The organism is Streptomyces sp. NBC_01320 (genome assembly GCF_035974375.1).
GTDB classification, from domain to species: Bacteria; Actinomycetota; Actinomycetes; order Streptomycetales; family Streptomycetaceae; genus Streptomyces; species Streptomyces yanii.
The window spans coordinates 1,211,745-1,229,396 of record NZ_CP108390.1 but is presented as its reverse complement, the minus strand read 5'-3'; the positions used below and the strand labels follow the sequence as shown (position 1 = coordinate 1,229,396).

Sequence of the window (17,652 nt, the reverse complement as noted above, 5' to 3'; positions counted from 1 at the left end):
GTCATGGCCATGAAGCATCCGCTTACCGTTGACGAGGTCCGTCGAGCAGACGTCGTCGTCGTCGGCTCCGGCGTCTCCGGCTCGGCCGCGGCCATGACCGCGGCCCGGGCAGGTGCCAAGGTCGCCCTGCTGGAGAAGCTCGACACCTTCGGTGGCTCCGCCGCCCTGTCGGCCGGAATGTTCTGGACCGCGCCGAGCGTGGAGGCCTTCCGGGCCCGGATCCCGCTCGGCAACCTGGAACTCGGCGCCGAACTCGTGGCCGACTACGAAGAGGCCCTCGCGGAACTGCGGGCCTCAGGAGTGCGGGTGGCCGACGAGCCCCAGCGGGACATCATGACCTTCGGCATCGGCTACTCCACAGACATCCAGGGCATTCTCGCCTGGTGCCGCGAACAGGTCATCGCGGCCGGCGGCGAGGCGCGCACCAGTCACCCCATCGTCGAGCTCCTCCGTGACGGCCGGGAGGTCACCGGCGTCGTCGCCCGCGGCGGCGATGGCCGGCTCGTGCGCTACGACGCGGCCGCCGTCGTTCTCACCACCGGCGGGTTCCAGGGCGCCCGTGACGAGCTCAGCCGGCACATCGGCCCCAACGCCGACCGGCTCCTGCTGCGCTCCAACCCCGGCAGTGTCGGCGACGGGCTGCGGCTCGCCCGCGCCTCCGGCGCCGCGGGCACGACGGCCATGAGCACCTTCTACGGCCACCTGATTGGCTACCCGGTGCACAGGTTCGAGCCCGCCGACTTCCTGCCCAACTCGCAGTACTACTCCAGCTCCGCCGTGCTCGTAAACCTGCGCGGGGAGCGGTTCGTCGACGAGACCCAGGGCGACGAGCTGCTCAACCAGGCCGTCACCTTCCAGCCCGAGGCCCGCGGCGTCCTCATCTTCGACGAGCACGTGCGCACCACCGAGGGCACCGAGGAGCCCTTCCCGGGCCTCGGCACGATCGACCGGTATGCCATGGCCGTCGAGGCGGGCGCCCAGCACGCTGAGGCCGCGACGCTGGAGGAGCTGCTCGGCGCCGTCGCCACATGGGGAATCGACGACGGGCGGTTGCACAGCACCCTGACGCGCTACACCGAGGTCGCGCGCGCCGGTGGTGGCGTCGCGCACAGCGTGCCGGTCGCGGCAACGGCGCGTCCGCCACAGACCGGACCGTTCTACGCGCTCATGGTCCAGCCGTCGATCACCTTCACCTTCGGCGGCGTTCGTACCGACACCAACGGCGCAGTCCTCGACTACGACGGCGAACCCGTGCCCGGGCTCTTCGCCGCCGGCGCCGACATCGGCGGGCTGTCCAACTACGGCTACGCCGGCGGCCTGGCGCCCGGCTACATCACCGGCCGGTGGGCGGGCCGGTCGGCCGCCGCCCGAGGCACTGTCCCGCTCGCCACCGGAAGGCACTGACCACCACACGTCAACGCACAGCAAGGGAAACATGATCTACACGGCAGACGTCCTCATCATCGGTGGTGGCGGCTCGGGCATGAGCGCCGCCATCTCCGCGGCCACCAGCGGGGCCTCGGTCATCGTCCTCGAGAAATGCCCGCAGGTGGGGGGCAGCACCGCGATGTCCGTGGGCTCCTTCACCGCGGCGAACACCTCCTACCAGTACCGGGCCGGGGTCAACGACAGCATCGACCTGTTCATCGAGGACATGAAGGTCGCCAACGGTCCCTTCGAGGAGCGGGAGAACAAGGAGCTGCGCCGAATCCTGGCGGAGAACGCCGGACCGACCGTCGAGTGGCTCTCGAGCATCGGCGTGCAGTTCCTCGGTCCGACCCCGGAGCCGCCGTACGAGAAGCCGCGGATGCACAATGTGCTGCCCAACTCCCGGGCGTACCGCGACGCGCTCCTGCGCGAGTGCAGGAAGCGGGGCGTCACCATCTGCATGAGCATGCAGGTCGACAGGCTTCTGCGGAACGCCGCCGGGGAGATCATCGGCGCCGGCGCGAACGGCATGAACTACTTCGGCCGACGTGGCGTCATCCTGGCCACCGGCGACTACTCAGCCTCCACCGAGCTCAAAGCCCGGTTCGTCGGCGAGGACGCGGCCAAGGTCCCGCCGGTCAACCCGAGCAACACCGGGGACGGGTTCAAGCTCGGCAGCGACGTCGGCGCGGTCATGACGCAGATGGACCGGCTCTACGAAGGCCTCCGCTTCGCGCCGTCGAACCGGCCTGACTTCATCAAGATGCTCCCTTCGCACCCTGCCGTGTCCCGCGTCATGCGGGCCGTCACCGAGCGCCTGCCCAAGAACCTCCTCGCCTACGTCATCCGCGGGGCGCTCACCACCTGGATAGGTCCGAACAACACGATGTACCGCGCGGGGGCGATCCTTGTGACGCCGGACGGGCGGCGCGTGGCCAACGAGGATTCCGACAAGCTCATGGCCCGGGCTGTCGCGGCCACCGACGTCAATGCCGGCTACATGGTCTTCGACTCCCGCGTCGCCAGGAAGTTCTCCGCGTGGCCCAATCCTGTCTCCACGTTCCCAGGCGTGGCCTATGCCTACGTTCACGACTACAGGCGCTACCGCCCGGACGTCTACCACCGCGCCGACACCGTCGAGGAGCTCGCCGCCGACATCGGCGTCGACCCAGAAGCCATGCGGTCGACGATCGACAAGTGGAACCGGCAGGTCGTGGCGGGCGAGGACAGTGAGTTCGGCCGTGGGAACCTCGGCGAGGGCATCATCAATGGCCCCTTCTACGCGCTCGGCCCGATGCAGGCCTACGTCACGCTGGCCGACGGTGGCCTCGCCGTCGACACCGAACTACGGGTGACCGATGCCGACGGCGATCCGATCCCGGGCCTGTGGGCTGCGGGGTCCACCGGACAAGGCGGCCTGCAGCTGCTCAACCACGGCCTGCACATCGGGTGGGCGATGATCTCCGGCCGGCTCTCCGGCCGACACGTTGCTCAGGCACAGAACCGGCTCGACCTGAAGCCGGTGGAGCCTGCACCGACGGGTTGAAGACCTATCGGCCGCGCCGTCCATCCCAGAAACGGCGCGGCCAGTGCTCCCCGCTCCGGGACCCCGGGCATCATCGGCAGCACGGGCTGGGACCGGTCCGGTGCTGGATCTACGACTTCTCATCCACACAGAACACCAACGCCCGCTCGGGCGGGTCCAAATAGAGGCCGACGACATCGTGGACCTTGTCGTTGAAGTACGGATCCGTCGACAGCAGAGACGGCTCCGAGCGGTGCGGCTGCAGGCCGAACGCCAGCCAGATCCGTGACACCGACGACTGCGACAGGCCCATCTTCTTGGCCATCGACCGTGTCGACCAGTGCGTTGCGTTCTTCGGAGTGGATTCCAGTGTCCTGGTGACCACCGCGGCGACCTGCTCGTCCGTCACCGTCCTGGGTCCACCCGGACGCGGCATGTCACCCAGACCGGCGGTCCGGTATTGCACGAACCGGGCCCGCCAGCGGCCCACCGCCTGTGGTGTGGAGCCGAGTTGAGCAGCCACGTCCTTGTTCGAGGCACCCTCAGCGCAAGCCAGGATGATCCGGCACCGCAACGCCCACGCCTGCGGCGTGGACCGACGCCGCACCCACCCCTAAAGTGCGGCCCGTTCCCCGTCCGACAACGTCAACTCGGCCTTCGGCCGCCCCATCCGCGCCATAGAACTACACATCTACACGGAATTCCTGACTCACAACACGGGCCGTGCACCGAGATGCCACTCACGTCCGCCGTGGATACGCGGACATTTCAGGCGTTCATGGTTTCACGAAGGATCGGGCCACGCGATTTGCGGTGGCCGCATGAGCGCATGGTTCCCCCGCCCGCCAGGCCGCGAAGAAGGTGCCCCTCGACCGCCCCTTGACACCTCGATCGACGCTGGCGAATATATGAACCAACGGTTCACTTAGCGAACCGGTGAGTCAGTTCTGGAGGAGAGCCGTGAGCATTCGGGTGCGCAAGATCATCAAGCAGCTCGATGAGACGAGGCTGGAGAACGGCCGTGTCGTGGACCCGGTGCACCGGGTAGCGTTCGTCGGGGCCGTCATTGAGAACCCGTTCCCCAGCGAGTACGTCCAGGACCTCGTCACCCTCGCCGACGAGCTGGGCGAGGAGATCGGCGAGCTGGTCGGGCCTGCCTGTGTGGAGCTGCTGGGTGGCCCGGTCGAGGCGTTCGGGAAGGCCGCGCTCGTCGGCATCGAGGGAGAGGTCGAGCACGGCTCGGCGCTCATCCACAACCTGCGCTTCGGCAACGTCTTCCGCACCGCCGCCGACGGCACCGAGCTGCTGCCGGCCGCGGAGAAGGTCGGCCTTCCGGGCAGCCCGATCGACATCCCGCTCAAGCACAAGAAGAACGCCAAGACCCGCTCCCACCACCAGACGGTGACGCTTCAGGTCGCCGATGTCCCCCGGCCGCGCGAGATCTTCGTCGTGTGCGCCGCCGCGAACGCCGGCCGCCCGCTGGCCCGGCTCGCCGCCTTCGGCGCCGAGACCCGGAACCAGTAGCCAGCCCAGCACGCAGCAGCCGACGAACGACGAGGAGGGCAGTTCGTTGACCATCACCGAGACCGATACGTGGACCGGGCAGCGCGTCAAGGAAGCCGACATCGAGTACGTCATCCACTCCTGGTCCGTCCAGGGCGCGCTCAACCCCATCCCGGTGGCCGGCGGTTCCGGGTCCTGGTTCTGGGACTACGAGGGGAACCGATACCTCGACTTCCAGTCCCAGCTCGTCAACCTCAACCTGGGCCACCAGCACCCCAAGCTGGTCGAGGCCATCCGAGAGCAGGCCGACAAGCTCTGCTACATCGGCCCCGGCTTCGCCGAACGCTCCCGCGCCGAACTGGCCGAGATGCTGGCCGGACTCACCCCCGGCGACCTGAAGATGAGCTTCTTCACCACCGGCGGCGCCGCGGCCAACGAGAACGCGATCCGGCTCGCCCGCCATGTGACCGGACGCCACAAGGTGATCGCCCGCTACCGCTCCTACCACGGAGCCACCAACGGGGCGATGTCGCTGACCGGCGACCCGCGCCGCTGGTCCGCCGAACCGGGCGGGATGCCCGGCGTGGTGAGGATGCTCGACCCGTACACCTACCGCTGCCCGGCCGGACACCCGGACCCCTGCCCGGTCTGCTCCGGGGGGCCGCACCTGGAGGAGATCCTCCAGTACGAGAACCCGAACACCGTCGCCGCCGTGATCGTCGAGCCGGTCACCGGAACCAACGGCCTGCTCTACCCGCCCGACGGCTACCTGCGCTCGCTGCGCGAGGTCTGCGACCGGTACGGCATCCTGCTCATCTTCGACGAGGTCATGGCCGGCTTCGGCCGCACCGGTGAATGGTTCGCCTGCAACCACTGGGACGTCACCCCCGACATCCTCACCACCGCCAAGGGCCTGAACTCGGGTTACGTCCCGCTCGGTGCGATGACCGTCTCGGCCCGCGTCTCCGAGTGGCTCAGGGACAACAAGTTCTGGGGCGGTCTCACCTACGCCGGACACCCTCTGGCCTGCGCCTCCGGTGTCGCCTCCCTGCGCATCATGCAGGAGGAGAACGTCGTGGAGAACGCGCGGGCGCGCGGCGAGCACCTGGGTGCCGGACTGGCCAAGCTTTCCGAGAGCCACCCGAGCATTGGCGAGATCCGTGGCCGCGGCCTGTTCTACGGCGTCGAACTGGTGAAGAACCGGGAGACCCGCGAACCGCTGGTGCCGTTCAACGCGAAGGGGCCCGCCGCGGCGCCGGTCGGCCGGATCGTGAAGGAGGCCATGGCCCGGGGCCTCTACCTCACGGCCAACTTCAACGTGCTCCGGCTGACCCCGCCTCTGGTCATCACGGACTCCGAGATCGACATCGCGCTCGGCGTGCTTGACGACCTCCTGAGCCTCGCCGACGAGCACTACGTAGGGTGAGGCGCAGGGGTGAGGGGCACGCGGACGCACTTCGGGAAAGGAAGGGCAGCATGGGATCCACGCTGATCAGGGGCGGCACGGTCGTCAACGCCGACGCCGCCGTCCGGGCCGACGTACTGATCCGCGACGGTGTGGTCGCCGCGCTCGGCGCGGGCACGGACGACTGGAGCGCCGACCGGGTGATCGACGCGGAGGGGATGCTCGTGATGCCCGGCGGCATCGACGCGCACACCCACCTCGAATATCCCATCGACGGCTTCACCACCCGCACCGCGGACGACTTCCACTCCGGGACGGTGGCCGCCGCCCACGGCGGCACGACCACGGTCCTGGACTTCGTGAAGAAGGAACCGGAGCGGAGCCTGCTCGACACCTACCGGTCCCGGCGCGACGTCGCGGCCGGCAAGGCGGTGGTCGACTTCGGGCTGCACGCGATCGTCCCGCCCCGCGAGCAGCAGCCCGACGTCCTGGACGACCTGCGGCGGCTGGCCGGGGAGGGGGCCACGAGCTGGAAGTTCTTCATGGCCTACCCCGGCACTCAGATGGTCGACGACGGGGAGCTGCTGGAGGGCTTCGAACTCGCCCTGCAGCACGGCGTACTGCCGATGGTGCATGCCGAGAACGGCCACATGATCGCCCGGGAGACCCAGCGGCTGCTGGCCGACGGCCGGACCGCCGAGGTCTTCCACGCCACTGCCCACGGCCACGAGGCCGAGGCGGAGGCCGTGCACCGTGCGGTGGTGCTCGCCGAGTCCGTCGGCGCCCCGCTGTACGTCGTGCACGTCTCCAGCGCCGCCGCGGCCGACGAGATCAGCCGGGCCAGGGCCGCCGGGGCCCGGGTGTGGGGCGAGACCTGTCCCCAGTACCTGGCCGTCGCCTACGAGGACTACGCCGAACTCGGCGAGAAGGCCGCCGCCTACCTCTGCTCGCCCCCGATCCGGGAGCGCGGCAACCAGGAGGGACTGTGGCGGTCCCTGGTCACCGGGGCGATGTCGACGGTGGCCACCGACCACGCCGGCTTCTGCCTCCACCAGCCCGAGGATCTGCCGCCGCAGAAGCTGCGCAGTCCTGGGTACTTCCCGAAGGTCCCCAACGGGGTCCCCGGGATCGAGGACCGGCTCATGGTGCTCTGGGAGACCGGCGTCGCGAGCGGCCGGTTTGACGCCTGCCGGTTCGTGGACCTGGTCTCCACCCGCCCGGCCAAACTGTTCGGGATGTTCCCGCACAAGGGCGCCGTCGCCGTGGGCGCCGACGCCGACCTGCTCGTGTGGGACCCGGCCGCCGACCATGTGATCAGCGCGGCCGGAAGCCACATGCGCACCGACTACAACCTCTACGAGGGAATGCGCGTGACCGGCCGTCCGGTCCGTGTCTTCTCCCGGGGCGAGCAACTCGTGGGCCCCGACGGGTCCTTTGACGGGGCCGCGGGGCGAGGTCGCTTCCTCACCCGGGGCAAGCCCCAACTGTACTGAGAACCCCCACTCCCTTGACGCGTACGCCAACTGACACGTGTCCGTAGTGCGGAACCCCTGGCAGGCGGGTTCCGCACTACGGGCGCACGTCACGCAACACGAACGGAACGGTGGCTCGATGAAACTCCCCCTGGGCATCCACGTCGGCGAACGGCTGAGCCTGGAGCAGACGTACTGGCAGGCCGAGCTGGCCGACCAGAACGGTTTTGAATCCGTGTGGGTCGCGGAGGGACGGCTGGCGCGCGACGGCATCGTCCCCGCCGCCGTCATCGCCAGCAAGACCCGCAACGTCAAGATCGGCACCGGCGTCGTCAACAACAAGAGCCGGAACGCCGCCCTGATGGCGGTCACCTTCAAGACCCTCGACGAACTGGCCCCCGGCCGTGCCATCCTCGGAATCGGCGCCTGGTGGGAGCCGTTGGCCACCAAGGTCGGCCAGCCGCTGCGCAAGCCCATCGCCTCGATGCGCGAGTACATCACCGTGCTGCAGACCTTCTTCCGCAACGAAGTCGTCTCCTTCGAGGGCGAGTTCGTGCAGATGCAGGACGTGCGCTTCGACAGCATGTACCGGGAGAACAAGCCGGTCGACATCCCCATCTACATCGGCGCCGTCGGCCCTCGGATGCTGGAGCTGGCCGGTGAGATCAGCGACGGCGTGCACATGGACTTCCTGCTCCCGCCCTCGTACCTGGTGGGCGCGAAGGAGGCGATCAACCGGGGCATCGCCAAGCGGACCGACGGCAAGGACTCGATCGACCTCACCCAGATCGTCGCGTGCAGCGTCAACGACGACGACCCGCAGGAGGCCATCGACGCCTGCAAGGCGTTCCTCACCCTCTACCTCGCCCAGCAGCCGCACATTGCCGAACACTGCGGTGTGGAACGCGAACTGGTGGACCGTATCCAGGAGCGGGCCGGCTGGCCCGCCACCCCCGAAGCGATCAAGAAGGCCATGGCGCTGGTCCCCAACAGCCTGGTGCAGAACGTCACCGCCTGCGGCACCACCGACGAGGTGTTCGCCAAGTTGATGGAGTACCACGAGGCCGGTGTCCGCTGCCCGATCATTTCCACCCTGGGCGACAAGGAGCAGACGCTGACCCGCCTCGCCCAGGCCGCGAAGGGCTGAGGGCGATGAGCGACTTCCCGACCGCCCGGATCGCCGTGGTCGGCGGCACCGGTCCCCAGGGCAAGGGTCTGGCCTACCGGCTCGCCCGCGCCGGCCACCCGGTGGTCCTCGGTTCGCGCGACGCCGACCGAGCCGCCGACGCGGCCGAGGCACTGCGCGCCCTGCCCAGCGTGGCCGCGCCCATCGACGGGGCCTCCAACGAGGACGCCGCCCGGCGGGCGGGAACCGTGCTGTTGGCCGTCCCCTACCAGGGCCACGCCGAACTGGTGACCTCGCTGGCCGGCGTCCTCGCGGACAAGGTGGTCATCTCCTGCGTCAACCCACTTGGATTTGACAAGGGCGGCCCCTACGGTCTACGCGTCGCGGCCGGAAGCGCCGCCGAGGAGGCGGCAGGGCTCGTCCCGTCCGCCGCGGTCGTCGGCGCCTTCCACCACCTTGCGGCCCCGCTGCTGCTCGACCCCGAGGCCGACCTGAGCCATGAGGACGTCCTCGTCTGCGGGGACGACGCCGACGCCAAGGCCTTGGTCCTGGCCCTGGCCGCCGACGTCACCGGGGGCCGGGCGGTGGATGCGGGCCGGCTGCGGCTCGCCGCCCAGCTCGAACCGCTCACCGCGGTTCTGATCTCCGTCAACAAGCGCTACAAGACCAGGTCCGGCGTGGCACTCACCGGCCTGGCCCCCGCCGCCGTCAAGGAGGAAGTGGCATGAGACTCGCCGCGGTCCAGCTCCGGGCCACCGACGACCGGGCCGAGACCATCGAACGCGCCGCCGACCTGGTGGACGCCGCCGCCGATCAGGGCGCCGGGATCGTCCTGCTGCCCGAGCTGTTCGCCGTCCCGTTCGTCCAGCCCGACCCCGACCCGGACTACTTCCGGCTCGCCGAAAGCCTCGACGGACCCTCCAACACCATGGCGGCGCAACGTTCCCGCAGGGCCGGCATCACCGTCGTCTCTTCCATCTTCGAGGAGGGCGAGGTACCCGGCGTCTACTACAACACCGCCTGCACCTACGTACGCGGCGAACTGAAGTCGGTCTACCGCAAGTCCCACCTGCCGTTCTCCAACGGCTTCCCCGAGAAGTTCTACTTCCGGCCCGGCGGGACGGAGCCCGAGGTCGTGGACACCGGCGAGACTGGCGTCGGCACGATCATCTGCTACGAGCGGCACTTCCCCGAGCTGAGCCGGATCGTCGCCCTGCGCGGAGGCTCCGTGCTCTGCGTGCCGGTGGCCTCGGCGAGCGCGCCGATGCGCGAGGTGTTCCAGCTCGAACTGCGCGCCCACGCCGTCTTCAACGGGATGTTCGTCATCTGCTCCAACCGCGTCGGCAGGGAGGGCGTCAAGGAGTACTTCGGGCTCAGCGCCGTCTACGGCCCCGACGGCGACATCCTCGCCCAGGCCGCCGACGACCGCGACGACATCGCCGTCGCCGAGGTGGACCTGGAGCGCGTGGCCGCCACCCGGCGCAGCCGCCCGTTCCTGCGCGACCGCCGCCCGGAGCTGTACGGCCGGCTGACCGGAATGGGACCGGCGACGCCATGACCACGCCATGGATCGCGCTGGTACCGGCCAAGCCCTTCGCGCGGGCCAAGAGCCGGTGCGCCGGGCTCACGTCGGACGCCAGGCGTTCCCTGGCCAGGGCCATGCTGACCGATGTGGTGCAGCGGCTTCGAGAGGTACCCGCTGTCCACTCGGTCGTCGTGGTGACGACGGACCCCGAGGCAACGGGCCTGGCCCTCGCCTCGGGGGCTGCCGTCTCAGGCTCAGGGCGCTTTCCCGGCCTCAACGGCGAGATCAGCGAGGCCCTTGAGCTGATCGGCGGTGCCGTCCCCGGTACCGGCCTCGCCCTGGTCATGGGCGACCTCGCGGGGGCGGGCACCGCCGACTACGCGACGGCTCTCACCCTGGCCGCCCGCCACCGGCGCGCGGTCGTCGGAGACGCCGACGGCGCCGGGACGACTCTGCTCACCCTGCGCGACGCAGCGGACTTCCGGCCGTTCCTCGGCGCCGGCTCCCTCGCCCAGTTCCTGGCCGCCGGATACCACCACCTCGAGGTGGCCCCGGCGTCCCCGCTGCGCCGGGACGTCGACACCGTCGACCACCTGCGGTCGCTGCCCCCGCACACGCTCGGTCCGGCGACCCGGCGATGGCTCGCCGCCCTCGTGTCCGGCGGGCCCCGGCCGCGCACGACCACACACGAACGAAGGGTTGGAGTACTGTGAACGGCCTTCCCAGCCCCACTCGCTCGGCCATGAACCGGGCGCTGCGCCGGGCCACCGACGCCGTGACGCTCGACGCCGCCGAGGCGGAGGTGCTGCTGCACGCGCGCGGCGCCGACCTCGACCGGCTCTGTGCGGCGGCGGGCCGGGTGCGCGACGCCGGCCTCGAAGCCGCCGGGCGGCCCGGCGTGATCACCTACTCCCGCAAGGTGTTCATCCCGCTCACGCGGCTGTGCCGCGACCGGTGCCACTACTGCACCTTCGCCACCGTCCCCGGACGGCTCCCCGCGCCCTACCTCGGACCCGACGAGGTGCTGGACATCGCCCGCGCGGGCGCGGCGGCGGGCTGCAAGGAAGCGCTGTTCACCCTGGGTGACCGGCCAGAGGAGCGCTGGCCCGCGGCCCGCGCCTGGCTGGACGCGCACGGCTACGACGACACGCTCAGCTACGTGCGCGCCATGGCGATCCGGGTGCTGGAGGAGACCGGCCTGCTGCCGCACCTCAACCCCGGGGTGCTGTCCTGGACCGACCTGCAGCGGTTGAAGCCGGTGGCGCCGAGCATGGGCATGATGCTGGAGACCACGGCAACCCGGCTATGGTCCGAGCCCGGCGGCCCGCACTACGGCTCACCCGACAAGGAACCCGCGGTGCGGCTGCGGGTGCTTCAGGACGCGGGGCGCAGCAACGTACCGTTCACCACCGGCATCCTCATCGGCATCGGGGAGACCCCCGCCGAACGGATCGACGCCCTGCGCGAGATCCGCCGGATCTCCCGGGCGTACCGGGGGATTCAGGAGGTAATCGTGCAGAACTTCCGGGCCAAACCGGACACAGCGATGCGCGACGCCCCCGACGCCGGGCCGTCCGAACTGGCCGCGACCATCGCGGTGGCGCGGCTGCTGCTCGGCCCCGCCGCCCGCATCCAGGCCCCGCCGAACCTGGTGGGCGAGGAGTTCGCGCTGATGCTGCGGGCCGGCATCGACGACTGGGGTGGGGTGTCCCCGGTGACCGGCGACCATGTCAACCCCGAGCGGCCCTGGCCGGAGATCGAGGATCTGGCCGCGCACACCGCCGCCGCGGGCCTCACCCTCCGTGAGCGGCTGACGGTCTACCCTGAGTACCTGCGGCGCGGTGAACCGTGGCTGGACCCGCGACTCGCCCCGCATGTGGCGGCGCTCGCCGATCCCGTGACCGGTCTGGCGGCCGACGGGGCGCGGCCCCAAGGCCTGCCCTGGCAGGAGCCGGAGACACCGCTCGTGGCCACCGGCCGCACCGATCTGTTCGCCGCGATCGACACCGAAGGACGCACCACCGACCGGCGGGCGGACTTCGACTCGGTGTACGGGGACTGGGCGGCGGTCGCTAAGGCGGTACCCCAGGCCGCCCGCGCGCCCGAGGCGACCGGCGGAGAGGACGGGTCCGCCCCGGTTCCGGCCAGCCGGCCGGAACGGCTGCGCCCCGAGTTCGCGGCGGCGCTGCGGGCGGCGGAGGCCGATCCCGCGGGGCTCGCTTCCGCGTCCGCGATCACCTTGCTCGGCGCCGCGCCCGGTGCGGAGATCGAGGCGCTGGCCGCGCTTGCCGACGTGCTGCGGGCCGAGGCAGTCGGGGACGAGATCACCTATGTGGTCACCCGCAACATCAACTTCACCAACGTCTGTTACACGGGTTGCCGCTTCTGTGCCTTCGCCCAGCGCCGCACCGATGCCGACGCCTACACCCTGTCGCTGGAGCAGATCGGTGTGCGGGCCGAGGAGGCGTGGGCGGTGGGAGCGAGCGAGGTCTGCCTCCAGGGCGGGATCCATCCGGACCTGCCGGGCGGCGCGTACTTCGACATCGCCGCCGAGGTCAAACGGCGTACCCCGGACCTGCACGTGCACGCCTTCTCGCCGATGGAGGTCGTCAACGGCGCGACCAGGATGGACCTTTCCGTGCGGGAGTGGCTCCAGGCGGCCCGGGAGGCCGGCGTGGACTCGCTGCCCGGCACGGCCGCCGAGATCCTCGACGACGAGGTCCGCTGGGTGCTCACCAAGGGGAAGCTGCCCGCGGCCCAGTGGATCGACGTGGTCACCACCGCCCACGCGTTGGGCATGCCGACCACGGCGACGATGATGTACGGCCACGTGGACACCCCGCGCCACTGGGTGGACCACATCAAGTTGATCGGACGCCTCCAGGAGGAGACGGGCGGGTTCACCGAGTTCGTCCTCCTGCCGTTCGTCCACACCAACTCCCCTGTCTATCTGGCCGGAATCGCCCGGTCCGGGCCGACTGCCCTGGAGAACCGGGCCGTGCACGCACTGGCGCGGATTCTGCTGCACGGCAGGATCCGCAACATCCAGACGAGCTGGGTGAAGCTGGCGCGGCACAGCGTTCTCGACGTCCTGCGGGGCGGTGTCAACGACATCGGCGGCACGCTGATGGAGGAGACCATCAGCCGGATGGCGGGCTCGCAGCAGGGCAGCCACAAGAGCGTCGCCGACCTGGAGGCGATGGCCTGCGACGCCGGCCGCCCAGCCCGGATGAGGACCACCACCTACGGCACCGTCAGCGCGGAGCGGGAGGCGGTGGCCCGCACGCACGACGGAGTGTCGCGGCCGTCGCTGACCCTGCTGAATTCCTAGCGGACGGCTATCCCGCTCACCTGCCGGGACGACCATCCTCCGCGGGGCGCGACGGATATCGGGCAATCCCCGTGGATGCGCCCGGGGATTCACGGGTGGATTCCTCCGTCGATGCCCCACGGATTCTCCGTGGATCGCCTTGCCAATTCACCCTAGAGCGGTGGTCGACGCGTATGGCCGTGCCGTGATTCCCCCGTGTTCGGAAGCTCCCGGAACGCGGGATTCAGTTCCTTACAGAAACCGGCCGCGCGTTTCGGCCGAACCGTTGACGAGAGCTAAACCGGCCTCTAGCGTGAACCAACAGTTCACTCAGTGATCCAGCTGCTGAGTGCCCGACAGGTTGACAGGGCGACACAGATCGCCTCCCTGGACGACACATCCGAAGGATTCGGAGAGTGCCTGAGCATGACTGCGACCAACATCTCTGCATCGCCCAGACCACCCGCGGCCCGTAAGGGCCAGGCGGATCCCGCGACTTCCCGCGAGCCAGGGAGCGGCGGCGACCTCGTCCGCCGGCTCACCGAGCCGGTCGGCGCGCTCCTCGTCGTGGTCGTCCTCGCCGGACTGTGGGAGGGCTACAAGGCGCTCGGCCGGGCCGTCGACGACCGGATCCTCGGGATCGGCCTGCCGGTCGCCACCGACGACCTGTCGATGCCGCACCTGTGGACGATCCTCGGCTCGCTCACCGCGCCGGCCCGCGCGGGCGACCCGGCCTCGCTTGCGGTGTACCTCATCGGCGAGACCACCGTGACGCTCCGCGAAGCCCTCTACGGCCTGGCGGCCGGATCGCTCCTGGGTCTCGCGCTCGCGGTGCTCTTCCTTCATCTGGCACCGGTGAGAAAGGGCCTGATGCCCTGGCTGGTCGCCTCCCAGACGGTGCCGCTGGTCGCCATTGCCCCGATGATCGTGATCTGGGGTGGCAAGGCCGGCCTGCAGCCGTGGGTCGCGGTCACCGGCATCGCCGCCTATCTCGCGTTCTTCCCCGTCACCATCAACTCCCTGCGCGGATTGAAGTCCCCGCCCAAGGTGCAGCTCGAGTTCATGCGCAGCGTGGGCGCCGGGCGCGCCCGGGTGCTGTGGTCGCTCCGGTTCCCGGCGGCCCTCCCGTACGTCTTCGCCGGGCTGCGCCTCGCCGCTACCGCGAGCGTCGTGGGCGCCATCGTGGGCGAGTTGTCGGCCGGGACTGGCCGCGGTATCGGCCGCGCGATCCTCACCTCCGCGTACTACTACTCGAACGGCCCGGAGAAGCTCTACGCCGCCGTCCTCGTCGCTGCGATCGCCGGAATCCTCTTCGTGCAGGTCCTCGCCCTGCTGGAGCGGTTCGCCCTCCGCCACCGGCACGCCCGCTAGCCGAGAATCTTTCAACTTCTGGAGCCCCTGATGGCCGAGCCCGCAATCATCTCCGTCCGCGGAGTCAACAAAGTCTTCAACGGCGGTTCCGACCGCGCGGTCACCGCTCTGCAGGACATCGACCTGACCATCGGGCAGGGCGAGTTCATCTCCTTGCTAGGGCCCAGCGGCTGCGGCAAGTCCACCCTGCTGCGGGTGATGGCGGACCTCACCGCACCCACGAGCGGCACCGTCACCGTCAACGGCAAGACACCGGGCGCGGCCCGCGCCGACCGCGACTACGGCATGGTCTTCCAGCAGGCCGGCCTCTTCGAGTGGCGCAGTGTCCTGCGCAACGTCGAACTGCCGCTCCAGGTGGCGGGGGCGAAGAAGGAAGTCCATCGGGCCAAGGCCCTGGAGATGCTCGAGCTGGTCCGCCTCAGCGAGTTCGCCGGGCACTACCCCTGGCAGCTCTCCGGCGGTATGCAGCAGCGAGTGGCGATCGCCCGCGCCCTCTCCGCCGACCCCGAGATCCTCTTCATGGACGAACCGCTCGGCGCCCTCGACGAGATGAACCGCGAACGGCTCCAGGGCGAGCTGCTGCGCATCTGGGGCGACACCCACACCACCGTCGTGTTCGTCACGCACAGCATCTCGGAGGCCGTGTTCCTCTCCTCGCGGGTCGTGGTGATGTCCGCGCGGCCCGGGCGAGTCGCGGCCTGCATCGACGTGGACCTGCCCTACCCCAGGACCGCCGAGACCCGCACCACACCGGAGTTCTTCGAGAAGGTCAAGGACGTCCGCCAGGCCCTGCACGGGGCTCCGAGCGAGCAGGCAGCGGCATGAGTACCCTCCGTCTCTCCCGCCCTGTCGGCGGTCCCGTGCTGAAGGCTCGCGCCCTGCGGCTCGCACCGGTCACGCTGACCGCTGCCCTGCTGCTCGGCCTGTGGCAGGCGGTTGTCGTGCTGTTCGACGTGCCCGTGTTCATCATGCCGACGCCGGTCATGATCGCGGAGGCGTTCCAGCACGACTTTGGGACGATCATGTCCGCGTCCCGGTCCACCGTCGAGACCGTCCTCGTCGGCCTCGTCCTGGGCTCCCTCGGGGGCGTCGTCGTGGCCCTCGTCGTCAGCCGCTTCCCCCGGATGTCGGGCCCGGTCCTCAACGCCGCCGTACTGATCAACTGCGCGCCCATCGTCGCCCTGGCACCGATCTTCAACAACTGGTTCGGCGTGACCAGCCTGCTCTCCAAGGCCGGGGTCGCCGCCGTCATGGTGTTCTTCCCGGTATTCGTGAACACCACCCGCGGCCTGCTCCAGATCGCGCCCCTGCACCTGGAGATCATGGAGTCCCTCGCGGCCCGCCCGCGCCAGGTGGCCCTCCTGCTACGGCTGCCCAACGCGCTCCCGTTCGTCTTCAACGCGCTGAAGCTCGGCACCACCCTCGCCGTCATCGGCGTGATCGTCAGCGAATACTTCGGTGGCAGCACCGAGGCACTCGGCGTGTACATCGCCTATCAGGCGGCCCTTCCCCGTTTCGATTACGCCTGGGCCGGAATTCTCGTATCCGGTGCGCTCGGACTCGTCATGTTCGGAGGCGTGACCCTCCTCGAGCGATTCCTCATGCCCTGGCACGAATCCCTGCACGAAGATCAGTCCTGACCGCCACGAAGCCATTTCCCTTCCTTTCCTCGGTTCTTTCCACCCACCCCTTTCTTCCTTCCCTCGCGGAGGTAACGTGTCCAGAAACCAAGTACGACTGCCGATATCCGGCCGCCGACCCGTCCGGATGGCCGCAGGTCTCTCCGCCGCCGTGATGTTGCTCTCCGCCTGCGGAGGCATGTCCGAGCCGTCCAGCCAGGCCGCTGCCGACGCCGGCAAGGACTGCGAGTCCCGGACGAAGGTCCGCGTCGTCCTCCAGTGGGTCGCCCAGGCCCAGTTCGCCGGGTACTACGCGGCGAAGGAGAAGGGCTACTACGACAAGGCGTGCCTCGATGTGACGATCCAGGAAGGCGGGGTGAACATCGTGCCCCAGCAGGTCCTGTCGGCGGGCAACGCCGAGTTCGCCGTCTCCCACGTCACCAAGACCATGGTCACCCGCGAGCAGGGCGCCGACCTGGTCAACATTGGCCAGGAGTTCCAGCGCGGCGCCTACATCCAGGTTGCCTGGGCCGACTCCGGCATCAAGACCCTCGTCGACCTCAAGGGCAAACGAATCGGGAGCTGGGGATACGGCAACGAACTGACCCTGTTTGCCGCGCTGCGCGGCTCGGGCATCGCCCCCAAGAAGGACGCTAAGATCATCCAGCAGCCTTTCGACATGTCGCTGCTGCTCAAGCGCCAGGTCGACGCGGCCCAGGCCAAGACCTTCAACGAGTACGCACAACTGCTGGAGACCACGAACCCCAAGACCGGAAAGCTCTACCAGCCCTCCGACTTCGTCGCGATCAACCTCCAGGACGAGGGTTATCAGACCCTCGAGGACGGCATCTACGCCCGGGGGGACTGGCTGGCGAAGAAGGAGAACCAGGACACCGCGGTCAAGTTCCTCAAGGCCACCTACGAGGGCTGGGGGTACTGCCGCGACGAACTCAAGGGCTGTGTCGACATCGTGCTGAAGAACGGCAGCGCGCTCGGCAAGGGGCACCAGACCTGGATGCTCAACGAGGTCAACAAGGTGATCTGGCCCGCCGCGAACGGCGTCGGAACGATGGACAAGGCCGCCTGGGACCAGACCATCGACATCGCGGTGAAGGCCGGCGTCCTCAAGGCACCGCCCACGGACGGGGCCTACCGCACCGACCTGACCGAACGGGCGCTCAAGGAGCTGAAGGCGGAGGGATTCGACGTCACCGGTGAGTCCTATCAGCCGGAAACGGTCGAGGTCACCCCTGGCGGCAAGTGAAAGGACGCTCCCGCCTTATGCCGGTCCGGCGGACCGGGCCGGGACGTGCCTGCCAGGATGGTCGGACCGCCCGCAGCGATCTCGACGTGACACACGGAGGAAGT

15 protein-coding genes are annotated in these 17,652 nt (G+C 69.6%); 14 read left to right on the top strand and 1 reads right to left on the bottom strand.

The genetic code is table 11. The features are described 5' to 3' along the window. Positions 1–9: 9 nt before the first annotated feature. On the top strand, positions 10–1,404 hold the full coding sequence (locus tag OG395_RS06090) for an FAD-dependent oxidoreductase (RefSeq protein WP_327241962.1): 1,395 nt from the start codon (positions 10–12) through the stop codon (positions 1,402–1,404). A 31-nt stretch (positions 1,405–1,435) separates the two neighbouring features. After that, positions 1,436–2,974 (top strand): FAD-dependent oxidoreductase, encoded by a 1,539-nt coding sequence (locus OG395_RS06085; protein ID WP_327241961.1) that lies wholly within the window; start codon positions 1,436–1,438, stop codon positions 2,972–2,974. Positions 2,975–3,083: 109 nt separating this feature from the next. Here the strand turns inward: OG395_RS06085 and OG395_RS06080 are convergent, their stop codons facing one another. Next, a complete protein-coding gene (locus OG395_RS06080) occupies positions 3,084–3,476 on the bottom strand; it encodes a helix-turn-helix domain-containing protein (RefSeq protein ID WP_442818516.1) in 393 nt (130 codons plus the stop codon). 437 nt (positions 3,477–3,913) lie between these two features. Here OG395_RS06080 and OG395_RS06075 point away from each other — a divergent pair, with 437 nt between their 5' ends. From OG395_RS06075 to OG395_RS06020, 12 genes are all read left to right on the top strand, one after another. Further along, positions 3,914–4,477: an amino acid synthesis family protein gene (locus OG395_RS06075; protein WP_327241960.1), complete on the top strand. Its 564-nt coding sequence runs from the start codon at positions 3,914–3,916 to the stop codon at positions 4,475–4,477. A 46-nt stretch (positions 4,478–4,523) separates the two neighbouring features. Further along, positions 4,524–5,882: an aminotransferase class III-fold pyridoxal phosphate-dependent enzyme gene (locus OG395_RS06070; protein ID WP_327241959.1), complete on the top strand. Its 1,359-nt coding sequence runs from the start codon at positions 4,524–4,526 to the stop codon at positions 5,880–5,882. A 50-nt stretch (positions 5,883–5,932) separates the two neighbouring features. Next, a complete protein-coding gene (gene hydA, locus OG395_RS06065; protein ID WP_327241958.1) occupies positions 5,933–7,354 on the top strand; it encodes a dihydropyrimidinase in 1,422 nt (473 codons plus the stop codon). 118 nt (positions 7,355–7,472) lie between these two features. After that, entirely contained in the window at positions 7,473–8,480 is a 1,008-nt protein-coding gene (locus tag OG395_RS06060) for an LLM class flavin-dependent oxidoreductase (RefSeq protein ID WP_327241957.1), read from the top strand. Positions 8,481–8,485: 5 nt separating this feature from the next. Then, entirely contained in the window at positions 8,486–9,187 is a 702-nt protein-coding gene (gene npdG / locus OG395_RS06055) for an NADPH-dependent F420 reductase (RefSeq protein WP_327241956.1), read from the top strand. After that, on the top strand, positions 9,184–10,017 hold the full coding sequence (locus OG395_RS06050) for a nitrilase-related carbon-nitrogen hydrolase (protein WP_327241955.1): 834 nt from the start codon (positions 9,184–9,186) through the stop codon (positions 10,015–10,017). Before npdG ends, OG395_RS06050 begins: the two co-directional genes overlap by 4 nt. Next, entirely contained in the window at positions 10,014–10,697 is a 684-nt protein-coding gene (gene cofC, locus OG395_RS06045) for a 2-phospho-L-lactate guanylyltransferase (RefSeq protein WP_327241954.1), read from the top strand. Before OG395_RS06050 ends, cofC begins: the two co-directional genes overlap by 4 nt. A gap of 29 nt (positions 10,698–10,726) precedes the next feature. Continuing rightward, complete coding sequence (locus OG395_RS06040) at positions 10,727–13,315, top strand: bifunctional FO biosynthesis protein CofGH (RefSeq protein ID WP_442818735.1); 2,589 nt, start codon at positions 10,727–10,729, stop codon at positions 13,313–13,315. 405 nt (positions 13,316–13,720) lie between these two features. After that, positions 13,721–14,665, top strand: coding sequence for an ABC transporter permease (locus OG395_RS06035; protein ID WP_327241952.1), 945 nt, complete (start codon positions 13,721–13,723; stop codon positions 14,663–14,665). Positions 14,666–14,695: 30 nt separating this feature from the next. Beyond that, positions 14,696–15,490 (top strand): ABC transporter ATP-binding protein, encoded by a 795-nt coding sequence (locus tag OG395_RS06030; RefSeq protein WP_327241951.1) that lies wholly within the window; start codon positions 14,696–14,698, stop codon positions 15,488–15,490. Further along, entirely contained in the window at positions 15,487–16,305 is an 819-nt protein-coding gene (locus OG395_RS06025) for an ABC transporter permease (RefSeq protein WP_327241950.1), read from the top strand. The genes OG395_RS06030 and OG395_RS06025 overlap by 4 nt, the downstream gene beginning before the upstream one ends. 76 nt (positions 16,306–16,381) lie before the next feature. Further along, complete coding sequence (locus OG395_RS06020) at positions 16,382–17,548, top strand: ABC transporter substrate-binding protein (protein WP_327241949.1); 1,167 nt, start codon at positions 16,382–16,384, stop codon at positions 17,546–17,548. Positions 17,549–17,652: the final 104 nt, after the last annotated feature.

Excerpts from the sequence above, each read along its gene's own strand:
- OG395_RS06040 (WP_442818735.1), top strand. The coding sequence starts at position 10,727 with ATGAACCGGGCGCTGCGCCGGGCCACCGACGCCGTGACGCTCGACGCC.
- OG395_RS06050 (WP_327241955.1), top strand. The coding sequence starts at position 9,184 with ATGAGACTCGCCGCGGTCCAGCTCCGGGCCACCGACGACCGGGCCGAG.
- OG395_RS06060 (WP_327241957.1), top strand. The coding sequence starts at position 7,473 with ATGAAACTCCCCCTGGGCATCCACGTCGGCGAACGGCTGAGCCTGGAG.
- cofC (WP_327241954.1), top strand. The coding sequence starts at position 10,014 with ATGACCACGCCATGGATCGCGCTGGTACCGGCCAAGCCCTTCGCGCGG.
- OG395_RS06090 (WP_327241962.1), top strand. The coding sequence starts at position 10 with ATGAAGCATCCGCTTACCGTTGACGAGGTCCGTCGAGCAGACGTCGTC.
- hydA (WP_327241958.1), top strand. The coding sequence starts at position 5,933 with ATGGGATCCACGCTGATCAGGGGCGGCACGGTCGTCAACGCCGACGCC.
- OG395_RS06030 (WP_327241951.1), top strand. The coding sequence starts at position 14,696 with ATGGCCGAGCCCGCAATCATCTCCGTCCGCGGAGTCAACAAAGTCTTC.
- npdG (WP_327241956.1), top strand. The coding sequence starts at position 8,486 with ATGAGCGACTTCCCGACCGCCCGGATCGCCGTGGTCGGCGGCACCGGT.
- OG395_RS06025 (WP_327241950.1), top strand. The coding sequence starts at position 15,487 with ATGAGTACCCTCCGTCTCTCCCGCCCTGTCGGCGGTCCCGTGCTGAAG.
- OG395_RS06085 (WP_327241961.1), top strand. The coding sequence starts at position 1,436 with ATGATCTACACGGCAGACGTCCTCATCATCGGTGGTGGCGGCTCGGGC.
- OG395_RS06035 (WP_327241952.1), top strand. The coding sequence starts at position 13,721 with ATGACTGCGACCAACATCTCTGCATCGCCCAGACCACCCGCGGCCCGT.